This is a genomic window from Noviherbaspirillum denitrificans (assembly GCF_002211445.1).
Taxonomy (GTDB): domain Bacteria; phylum Pseudomonadota; class Gammaproteobacteria; order Burkholderiales; family Burkholderiaceae_D; genus Noviherbaspirillum; species Noviherbaspirillum denitrificans.
In genome coordinates this window covers 251,265-260,608 of sequence record NZ_LSTO01000002.1, presented here as the reverse complement: position 1 = coordinate 260,608, position 9,344 = coordinate 251,265, and the positions used below count along the sequence as shown (strand labels likewise).

Below are 9,344 nucleotides of genomic sequence, written 5' to 3'. Positions count from 1 at the left end.
AACTGGCGGTCGGCAGTGCCTGCACCGTTCCGCTGCCGAGCGGCGCGAAGATCGAAGCAGAAGTCGTCGGGTTCGAAAACGACAAGCTGTTCCTGATGCCGCAGAGCGACGTTGAAGGCGTCGTTCCCGGCACCCGCGTCTATCCGGTGGAAGTCGTGCAAAGCCTGCCCCGCCCCGGCACCGTCAACCATCCGCGCCGCCGTCCGAGCGACCGCGGCCGCCACCTTCCGGTGGGCGACGAGTTGCTTGGCCGAGTGCTGGACGCCGCCGGCCGCCCTCTCGACAGCCTCGGGCCGCTGCACTCCTCGCATGCAGCGCCGCTAAGCGTGCGCGCTGCCAATCCGCTGATGCGCGCGCCGATCACTGATGTACTCGATGTCGGCGTCCGTGCGATCAACAGCATGCTGACCGTCGGCCGCGGCCAGCGCATGGGCCTGTTTGCGGGCTCGGGCGTCGGCAAGAGCGTCCTGCTTGGCATGATGGCGCGCTATACCGGCGCGGACGTGATCGTGGTCGGGCTGATCGGCGAACGGGGCCGCGAAGTAAAGGAATTCATCGAGCAGATCCTCGGCAACGAGGGCCTTGCCCGCTCGGTCGTGGTCGCCGCGCCCGCCGACACGCCGCCGCTGATGCGCCTGCAGGGCGCCGCCTATACCCACACCATCGCCGAATATTTCCGCGACCAGGGCAAGAGCGTCCTGCTCATCATGGATTCGTTGACACGTTATGCAATGGCGCAGCGCGAAATCGCTTTGGCTATCGGCGAGCCCCCGGCCACCAAAGGCTATCCGCCCTCGGTATTTGCCAAATTGCCAACACTGGTCGAACGTGCCGGCAATGGCCGCGACGGCGGCGGATCGATTACCGCGTTCTACACCGTGCTGACCGAAGGCGACGACCAGCAGGATCCGATCGCCGATTCGGCGCGCGCGATCCTCGACGGCCACATCGTGCTGAACCGCAGCCTGGCGGAAGCCGGCCACTATCCCGCTATCGACGTCGAACAGTCGATCAGCCGGGCCATGCACAACATCACGAGCGAAGACCACCAGAAGCTGACCCGGCGGCTGAAGCAGCTCTATTCGCGCTACCTGCGCAACCGCGACCTCATCAGTGTCGGCGCCTACAGCCCCGGCTCCGACCCGGTGCTGGACGAGGCGATCGCCCTGAATCCGAGGATCGAATCCTTCCTCCAGCAGGGCATCCACGAGCGGTCAGGCATTCAGGAGAGCTTGGGGCAACTTGCCACGCTTTTCGGCGGATAGCCCCCTCCGGCGCAGAACTATAATGAATCATGGCAATGAACTCTGCGCTCGACACACTTATCGAACTGGCAACAAGCCAGACCGACGAGGCCGCCAAACGGCTGGGCCTTGCTATCCGTGCGTGCGAGGACACTGAACAGAAGCTGGCAATGCTGCTGCAGTACCGCGACGAATACGAGGCGCGCTTCCAGACCAGCCTTGCCGGCGGCGTCACTGCAGCGGGATATCGCAATTTCCAGCTTTTCCTCGAGAAGCTGGACATGGCGATCGACGGCCAGCAAAAGATTGTCGACGACGCCAAGCGCCGCATCGTCGACGAACGCAGCGAGTGGCAATCGTGCGAGCGCAAGCGCATGTCCTACGACACGCTGGCCACGCGCATGCAGAAGGCAGCAGAGCACAAGGCGAACAAGCTCGACCAGAAGCTCATGGACGAATTCGCGACCCGGCAGTCAAACTACAAACGGTAGGACAGTGAGCATGCAAACCTCCCAGGTAACCAACACCGCAAACCTGATTGCGCCGGCACCGGCCAAACAGGCCGACTCCAGCCCTGCCCCCGAACCTTTCGGCAAAGTCCTGTCGCGCGAAGTCTCCCAGCGCAACGGCTCGTCCGACGCGCCGAAGAACAAGGAAGCGACTGGCCCTGCGCAGGCGCGCGAGCCGGCAAAGGCGCCGGCCAAGGCACAGGATGCCCAGTCCGCGAAGGACAGCAAGCGTGCCGACAAGGCAGCGCCGGAAGACGAGGCCGCGGACAGCACTCCCGCACTGCCGTCGGACATGCTTGCACTAGTCGCCAACATCAACGAATTGCAGACTCCGGCGGCGCCGGCGGCCGAAGCACAGACCGCCATACCTTCGGAACCCGCTCCCGACGCGCAGGCCGTGGTCGCCGCCGCCGTCGTTCCGACAGCCGTTCCGCAAACCGATCTGAAGCCGGCCGAGGCTGCAACCCCGTCGAGCGCCAGCCCCCAGAGCACGCTGCAAACCGATGCCCCCGTCATCACCGCCGGCCTGCAGCCAAAATCCGAGGGCGCAGCCGCGCAGCTCAGAACTGCGGAAAAGCTGAGCGCGAAAGACGTTCCGGCAGCCACCGTGCGGAACGCCAAGGTAGAGGATCTGAACGCACAGCCGGTCCAGCAGCAGGCTGAGACCAAGGGCCGTGATTTCGCCACGGCCATGAACGATTCGCTCAATACCGTTTCGGCAACCGTTCAATTGCCGCCGCAGGCTGCATTGCAAGCTGTGCAACACCAGGCTGCCAACGCAACCGAAAAGCTGACTCCGCGCGTCGGCACGCCCGCATGGGACCAGGCGCTCGGCCAGAAAGTCGTCTGGATGGTCGCCGGCGAACAGCAAAGCGCATCGCTGACGCTCAACCCGCCTGACCTCGGCCCGCTGCAAGTGGTGCTGAACGTATCGAATTCGCAAGCGAACGCCACCTTCATCGCCGCGCAGCCTGAAGTGCGCCAGGCGCTTGAAGCGGCGCTGCCCAAGTTGCGCGACATGCTCGGCGAAGCAGGTATCCAGCTCGGACAGGCAAATGTCAGCAGCGGCGCACCGAACCAGCAAGGCAGCTTCGACCAGCAGGCAGCGCAGGCAGCCAGAAACCATGGCCCGTTCGATGGCCGCGAGAACGGACGCGGCGAAGGACAGGTGCAGATCAGCCGCGTCCAGCCTGCCTCATCGGGAACCGGGCTGGTCGACACCTTCGTGTAAAACGGGCGGCAAGCGCGGTTTCTTTGGACCGTATGCATGGAAATGCGTTGACTTACCCTCTCTTTTCGACACATCCTGCCGTTACAAGGAATTGATAATCACGTACCGCACGAAGAACGACAGCCGCCCGCGCACATGACGCCGGCCGGCTGGAATGCAGGATAGAGGAACAAGATGGCAACAGCTCCGAAAGGAAACCCGAAAGTCGTCCCCATCGACGAATCCGCCGGCGGGGGTGCGAGCGCGCCCCCGAAATCGAAGAAAAAGCTCTTCATGATTGTTGGCGCTGCGCTGCTCGTCGCAGCCGGTGGCGGCGGCGCATGGTTTTTCATGGGTGACAAGTCCGGCGAGCACGAAGCTCCGGCCAAGCACGAGCCGGCCAAGCCGCCGGTATTCATCGCGATGGATCCGTTTACGGTCAACCTGCAGCCGGAAGCCGGAGACCAATACCTGCAGGTGCAGTTCACCCTGCAGGTCGCCGACGAGAAGCAAGTCGAGCAGATCAAGCTCTACATGCCGCTGGTGCGCAGCCGCGTACTGATGCTCCTGTCGAGCAAGAAGGCATCCGAAATCTCGACGCCGGAAGGCAAGAACAAGCTGCAGGAAGAAATCGTTGCCTTGATCAAGCAGCCGTTCACGCCGAAGAGCTCGCCGCAAGGCGTGACCGGCGTGTTCTTCACCTCATTCGTCATCCAGTAGCAATACCATGGCTGATAATTTCCTTTCCCAGGAAGAAGTTGATGCCCTGCTCAAGGGCGTCACCGGCGACCAGGACGACAATGTCGCCCAGGAAGACGACTCCGGGGTACGTCCGTATAACCTGGCCACGCAGGAGCGCATCGTCCGTGGCCGGATGCCGACGCTGGAAATCATCAATGAACGCTTCGCCCGCCTGCTGCGCATCGGCCTGTTCAACTTCCTGCACCGCAGTGCGGAAGTATCGATCGGTCCGGTACGCGTGCACAAGTACAGCGAATTCATCCGCAACCTGGTGGTGCCGACCAACCTGAACCTGGTGCACATGAAGCCCCTGCGCGGCACCGCGCTGATGGTCTTCGACCCCAACCTGGTGTTCCTGCTGGTGGACAATCTGTTCGGCGGCGACGGCCGCTTCCACACCCGTGTGGAAGGCCGCGACTTCACGCAGACCGAACAACGCATCATCCAGCGCATCCTCGGTATCGTGTTCGAAACCTACGCCAAGTCGTGGGAGCCGGTGTACCCGGTCGAATTCGAGTATGTGCGCTCGGAAATGAATACCCAGTTCGCCAACATCGCGACCCCCAATGAGGTCGTGGTGGCAACGACGTTCACGATCGAACTCGGCCCGGTCAGCGGCGAAATGCACTTCTGCACACCCTACTCGATGATCGAGCCGATCCGCGACATCCTCACCAGCAGCCTGCAGGGCGAAACGCTCGAAATGGACAAGCGCTGGGTGCGCCTGATGACGCAGCAGATCCAGACCGCCGAAGTGCAGCTGGTGGCCGACCTCGGCACCGCCCGCATGACACTCGGCGAGGTCCTCAACATGAAAGCGGGCGACGTCATCCCGATCGCCATCCCGGAGACGGTGCAGGCGAAGGTCGACGGTGTCCCCGTGATGGAATGCACTTACGGCAAATTCAACGGCCAGTACGCGCTGCGCGTGGAAAAACTGTTGACGCACAGCTCAAACGAACTCATGCAAGGAGATGAACATGGCTGACGAAAATGATGGCCAAAGCCTGGCCGACGACGATTGGGGCGCGGCCCTGGCCGAACAGAGCCAGGCCGAAGCCGCAGCCGCCGCGTCCAAGCCTGCCAGCCCGGCAATGTTCCAGGACTTTTCCGGCGCCGGAATCAAGACCGGCACGCACAACGACATCGACTTCATCCTCGACATTCCCGTCCAGCTGACGGTGGAACTGGGGCGCACAAAGATCGCAATCAAGAACCTGCTGCAACTGGCGCAGGGTTCGGTGGTGGAACTCGACGGCCTGGCCGGTGAGCCGATGGACGTGCTCGTCAACGGCTGCCTGATCGCCCAGGGCGAGGTGGTGGTGGTGAACGACAAGTTCGGTATCCGCCTCACCGATATCATCACGCCGTCCGAACGCATTCGCAAACTGAACAAATGATGCGCCAGGCTTTCCTTCCATTCATGACCCTTCTGACCGCCGTACCGGCACTGGCGGCCGAGCAGGCAGCTACGGCGGCACCAGCGACCTCGACGGGCAGCATGCTGCAGGTCGTGCTCGGCCTGGCCGTAGTGCTTGCCCTGATGGCCGGCGCTGCATGGGTGCTCAAGCGCATGGGCATGGCTGGTGCAGGCGGCAGCAGCGTCGCGAAGGTCGTGGGCGGCGTCAGCGTCGGCAACCGCGAACGCGTGATGGTGGTCGAAGTCGCCGACCAATGGATCGTCGTGGGCGTTGCGCCGGGACGTGTCACTGCGTTGTCGACCATGCCGCGCCAGGAAATCCAGGCTGCTTCCGTTGGTGGCGACGATACGAAGAACTTCGCGGCGTGGCTCAAGCAAACTATCGACAAGCGCAATGGCAATTAAATTCCCGCGCCTCGCGCAATCCCCAGCAAGACTAATCGGTTTCATCCTTCCCCTGGCAATCGCCGGCCTGCCCCTGCTTGCAGCGGCACAAACCGGTATGCCCGCCGTCACCAGCACGCCCGGCCCAGGGGGCAGCCAGACCTATTCGCTCAGCCTGCAGACGCTGATCCTCCTGACGGCACTGTCGGTGCTGCCGGCGGTGTTGCTGATGATGACCAGCTTCACGCGCATCATCATCGTCCTGTCCCTGCTGCGGCAGGCGCTGGGCACCCAGACGGCGCCGCCCAACCAGGTGCTGATCGGCCTGGCCTTGTTCCTCACGCTGTTCGTGATGGGGCCGGTATTCGACAAGATCTACACCGACGCCTACCAGCCGCTGTCGGAAAACAAGATCAACATGTCGCAGGCGCTGGAGCGCGGCACCGGCCCGTTGAAAACGTTCATGATGAAGCAGACGCGGCAGTCCGATCTTGCGCTGTATGTGAAGCTGTCCAATTCGCCGCAACTGAACGGGCCGGAAGATGTGCCGCTGCGCGTGCTCGTTCCGGCATTCATCACCAGCGAGCTGAAGACTGCGTTCCAGATCAGCTTTGCGATCTTCATCCCCTTCCTCATCATCGACATGGTGGTCGCCAGTATCCTGATGTCGATGGGCATGATGATGATGTCGCCGGCGATCGTGTCCCTTCCGTTCAAACTGATGCTGTTTGTGCTGGTCGACGGCTGGCAACTGCTGATCGGCTCCCTTGCACAAAGTTTTTATTAAGGATTTGCCATGACTCCAGAAAGCGTAATGACGATCGGCCGCCAGGCAATCGAAGTGACCCTCATGGTTTCCGCCCCCATGCTGCTGGTAGCCCTGGTGGTCGGCCTGGTGGTCAGCATCTTCCAGGCCGCGACGCAGATCAATGAAATGACCCTGTCATTCATCCCCAAGCTGATAGGCATATTTGCCGCAATGATTATCGCCGGGCCATGGATGCTGACCATCATGGTCGACTACATGCGCCAGATGTTCTCGGGCATCCCCGGCATGGTGGGATAAGCGCACTGCAAGACCTCCGGCCGGCCCGGAGGACAGCTGCGTTGGCGTGTCGACAATGATTTCCTTTTCGAATACAGAGCTGTATGCACTGATCGCCGGTTTCGTATGGCCGCTGACACGCATTCTCGGCCTGATTGCAACGGCGCCTCTCTTCGGCAACCTCAGCATTCCAGTCCGCGTCAAGGCCGCGCTCGGCGTCATGCTGGCGCTCGTGATTGCGCCGACAGTGCCGGAGGTGCCCGCGTCCGATCCGATGTCGCTGGCCGGCGCCCTGATCCTTGCACAGCAACTCGTGATCGGGCTTGCGATGGGTTTTTCCATGCGCATCGTGTTCGCTGCGGTGGAAATGGCGGGCGAAGTCGCCGGCCTGACGATGGGATTCGGCTTCGCCACTTTCTTCGATCCGCAGACGCGGGGGCGCTCCTCCGCCATCAGCCAGTTCCTGTCACTGTTGGCGCTCATGATCTTCCTGGCGCTGAACATTCACCTGGTCCTGCTCGCGACGCTTGCCGACAGCTTCGTGTCGATGCCGATTTCGGCAGCGGGTGACATGAAGGGCTTCCGCGACCTCGCCAACTGGGGAGGATTGATTTTCAGTGCAGGCGCACAATTGGCCCTTCCGATCATCGCCGCCCTGCTCATCACCAATATTGCGCTGGGCATACTGACCCGCGCAGCACCGCAGCTGAACCTGTTCGGCATCGGCTTCCCCATCACCCTGGGGGCGGGCTTTCTCGTCCTCGCCCTTGTACTGCCGTATCTTTCTACGCCCCTCGAACGCCTGTTCATTGAAGGCCTCAATGTCGTGCGCCAGTTTTCGCTACAGCCTGTGAGATAAAGCGGAGCAAAAAAAATCGCGCCCGAAAGCGCGATTTTTTCTTCGGATACCTACCTGTTACTGGAGGAAATTGAACAGCGAGAGGCCCGAGACCTTGACGAAGGATTGTTGCGCCGCCTGCAGCACGGTCTGCTGCTTGGTGAGGCTGCTGATGGCCGATACGTAATCGAGGTCCTGCAGATCGGAGAGCGCGGACGCATACTGCAAATTCAGGTCGTCGCCCATGCTGTCGAGCGAATCGATTTCCTTGAGGCTCGATCCGATCGCCGCGCGCGCGGTCAGCACGTGGTCGAGCGACTTGTCGACATTGACGTTGGCGAGGTCGAGATCGTACGTGAGCTTGGCCTTTTCAAGGGGCGTCGTGACCGGCGTATCCAGCGCCGTGATCAGGTTCTTGAGCGTGGTGAAGACGCTCTGGTTGCCGTCCGGGCGGATCGTGAAGATATCGCCGTTGGCGGGCGCTCCGCTGATGCTGAAATCCAGGCCGTCGACATTGATCGTGCTGCCGCTTGTGTAGTTGCCGGTCGCAATCGGCGTGGTCTTCCCGGGATCGTTGGTGACGTCGAAAATTTCGTAGGTCGTCGTGCCGCCCACCGTGAATTCAATGTCGTAGCCATGCCCCTTCACCAGCCGCGCATCGGCAACGACCGCCGACGAAATCGTCCCCGTACCGGTACTGATGCTGGAACCGGTAAACACGCCCTTGCTGGCGATCCTCTCGAACATCTCGTAGCCGTGCTTGCCGACTTCGATCTGGCGGCTGGTGGCAACCTGCATTTGCCTTTGCCCCTGGTCGCCTGCATAGGTGGCGCCCGTCGCCGATGCGGTGAACGGCTGGGTCGCCGACTGATAGCCTGCAAAAATGTAGGCGCCGGCGCCGTCGCGGCTGTTGGCCAGGCCAATGAGCTCTTCAAGCCGGCCTTTCAGTTCCGTCGAAATATATCCACGCTGCGTGTCGTCGAGCGCACCATTGCCGGCGCTGACCACCAACGTCTTGACGTCCTGGAGCAGCGTCGTCACATTCTGCAAGGCGCCTTCGGACGCCACCAGGCCTTCCTGGGCATTGCGGCGGTTGATCGCGAACTTCTCGTTGATTTCCTTCGACTGCGTGACATCCAGCGCTCGCGCTGCAGCCACCGGGTCATCCGATGGCGACGTGATGCGGCGGCCGGTGGACACCTGCTGCTGGGTTCGCGCGAGATCGCTCTGCAGCTCGCCCATACGCGCGACGCCACGATCAAAAATGGTATTGGTGCTGATGCGGATGCCCATGTTCTATCGCTCCTGAATCCTTACTAGCCGCCGAGGGTAAGCAGCAGGTCGAACAGCTGGCCTGCCGTCTGCATGACCTTGGCGGCGGCCTGGTATGCCTGCTGGTAGCGCATGAGGTTGGCGGCCTCCTCGTCGAGATTGACGCCGGATTCCGCCTGCTGCGCCTGCATCGCCTGCTCCAGCATCTTGGTTTCGGCCTTGCTCGACACTTCCAGCTCATGGGTCTTGTTGCCGATCTGGCTGACCATTTGCCCGTAAGCGCCCTGGAACGTAATGCTGCCGTTGCCCAGCGTATTCGACGTCTGCAGCGCGCCCAGCAGCAATGCATTGCGGTTGTCGCCCACACCGGTGGTATTGCGGCCGATCGTGAACTGGTCGTTGTTGGCCGGCGTGCCGCTGATCGAGAAGCTGACATTGCCGAAGCTGATGGTGGCACCCGCCGTGTAGGTGACCGGGGTACCTGCAGCGAAAGTTGTGGTAACGCCGCCGCTCGTGACGTTCACCGGCAGTGCGGCAGGGAAACCGGTCAGTTCGTTTGTGGCCGCGTTGTAATTGAGCGTGACACTCGGGGTGACCGTCGCGGGGACGAAACCGGTGCTGACGCTGCCCGCGCTGATCTTGCCCGTTCCCGTGTTGGTGGTCACCACTGCGGTCCTTACC

Annotated in this window: 12 protein-coding genes; 10 read left to right on the top strand and 2 right to left on the bottom strand. The window is 62.1% G+C overall.

Features of this window, described 5'->3' with window-relative positions; all coding sequences use genetic code 11:
- Positions 1 to 2 precede the first annotated feature (2 nt).
- The 10 genes from fliI to fliR all read left to right on the top strand — a co-directional run bounded on the left by fliI (position 3) and on the right by fliR (position 7,412).
- Positions 3 to 1,265, top strand: coding sequence for a flagellar protein export ATPase FliI (fliI, locus tag AYR66_RS24730; protein ID WP_088710208.1), 1,263 nt, complete (start codon positions 3 to 5; stop codon positions 1,263 to 1,265).
- Between the two features lie 29 nt (positions 1,266 to 1,294).
- On the top strand, positions 1,295 to 1,735 hold the full coding sequence (fliJ, locus tag AYR66_RS24725) for a flagellar export protein FliJ (RefSeq protein ID WP_088710207.1): 441 nt from the start codon (positions 1,295 to 1,297) through the stop codon (positions 1,733 to 1,735).
- Between the two features lie 10 nt (positions 1,736 to 1,745).
- Entirely contained in the window at positions 1,746 to 2,984 is a 1,239-nt protein-coding gene (locus tag AYR66_RS24720; RefSeq protein ID WP_088710206.1) for a flagellar hook-length control protein FliK, read from the top strand.
- 174 nt (positions 2,985 to 3,158) lie between these two features.
- Positions 3,159 to 3,683, top strand: a complete 525-nt coding sequence (gene fliL / locus AYR66_RS24715; protein WP_088710205.1) for a flagellar basal body-associated protein FliL — start codon at positions 3,159 to 3,161, stop codon at positions 3,681 to 3,683.
- A 7-nt stretch (positions 3,684 to 3,690) separates the two neighbouring features.
- Positions 3,691 to 4,692, top strand: a complete 1,002-nt coding sequence (fliM, locus tag AYR66_RS24710; protein WP_088710204.1) for a flagellar motor switch protein FliM — start codon at positions 3,691 to 3,693, stop codon at positions 4,690 to 4,692.
- On the top strand, positions 4,685 to 5,104 hold the full coding sequence (gene fliN / locus AYR66_RS24705; protein ID WP_088710203.1) for a flagellar motor switch protein FliN: 420 nt from the start codon (positions 4,685 to 4,687) through the stop codon (positions 5,102 to 5,104). The genes fliM and fliN overlap by 8 nt, the downstream gene beginning before the upstream one ends.
- Positions 5,105 to 5,127: 23 nt before the next feature.
- A complete protein-coding gene (gene fliO / locus AYR66_RS24700; protein WP_337367507.1) occupies positions 5,128 to 5,529 on the top strand; it encodes a flagellar biosynthetic protein FliO in 402 nt (133 codons plus the stop codon).
- 97 nt (positions 5,530 to 5,626) lie between these two features.
- Positions 5,627 to 6,295, top strand: coding sequence for a flagellar type III secretion system pore protein FliP (gene fliP, locus AYR66_RS24695; RefSeq protein WP_420093140.1), 669 nt, complete (start codon positions 5,627 to 5,629; stop codon positions 6,293 to 6,295).
- A 9-nt stretch (positions 6,296 to 6,304) separates the two neighbouring features.
- Positions 6,305 to 6,574, top strand: coding sequence for a flagellar biosynthesis protein FliQ (gene fliQ, locus AYR66_RS24690; protein WP_088710201.1), 270 nt, complete (start codon positions 6,305 to 6,307; stop codon positions 6,572 to 6,574).
- A 55-nt stretch (positions 6,575 to 6,629) separates the two neighbouring features.
- Complete coding sequence (gene fliR / locus AYR66_RS24685; RefSeq protein WP_088710200.1) at positions 6,630 to 7,412, top strand: flagellar biosynthetic protein FliR; 783 nt, start codon at positions 6,630 to 6,632, stop codon at positions 7,410 to 7,412.
- Between the two features lie 57 nt (positions 7,413 to 7,469).
- On the opposite strand, the gene flgL is transcribed toward fliR, so the two are convergent.
- Positions 7,470 to 8,684 (bottom strand): flagellar hook-associated protein FlgL, encoded by a 1,215-nt coding sequence (gene flgL / locus AYR66_RS24680; RefSeq protein WP_088710199.1) that lies wholly within the window; start codon positions 8,682 to 8,684, stop codon positions 7,470 to 7,472.
- A 23-nt stretch (positions 8,685 to 8,707) separates the two neighbouring features.
- Positions 8,708 to 9,344 (bottom strand): flagellar basal body rod C-terminal domain-containing protein (locus AYR66_RS24675; protein WP_272938378.1); only part of this gene is annotated, 637 nt, incomplete at its 5' end.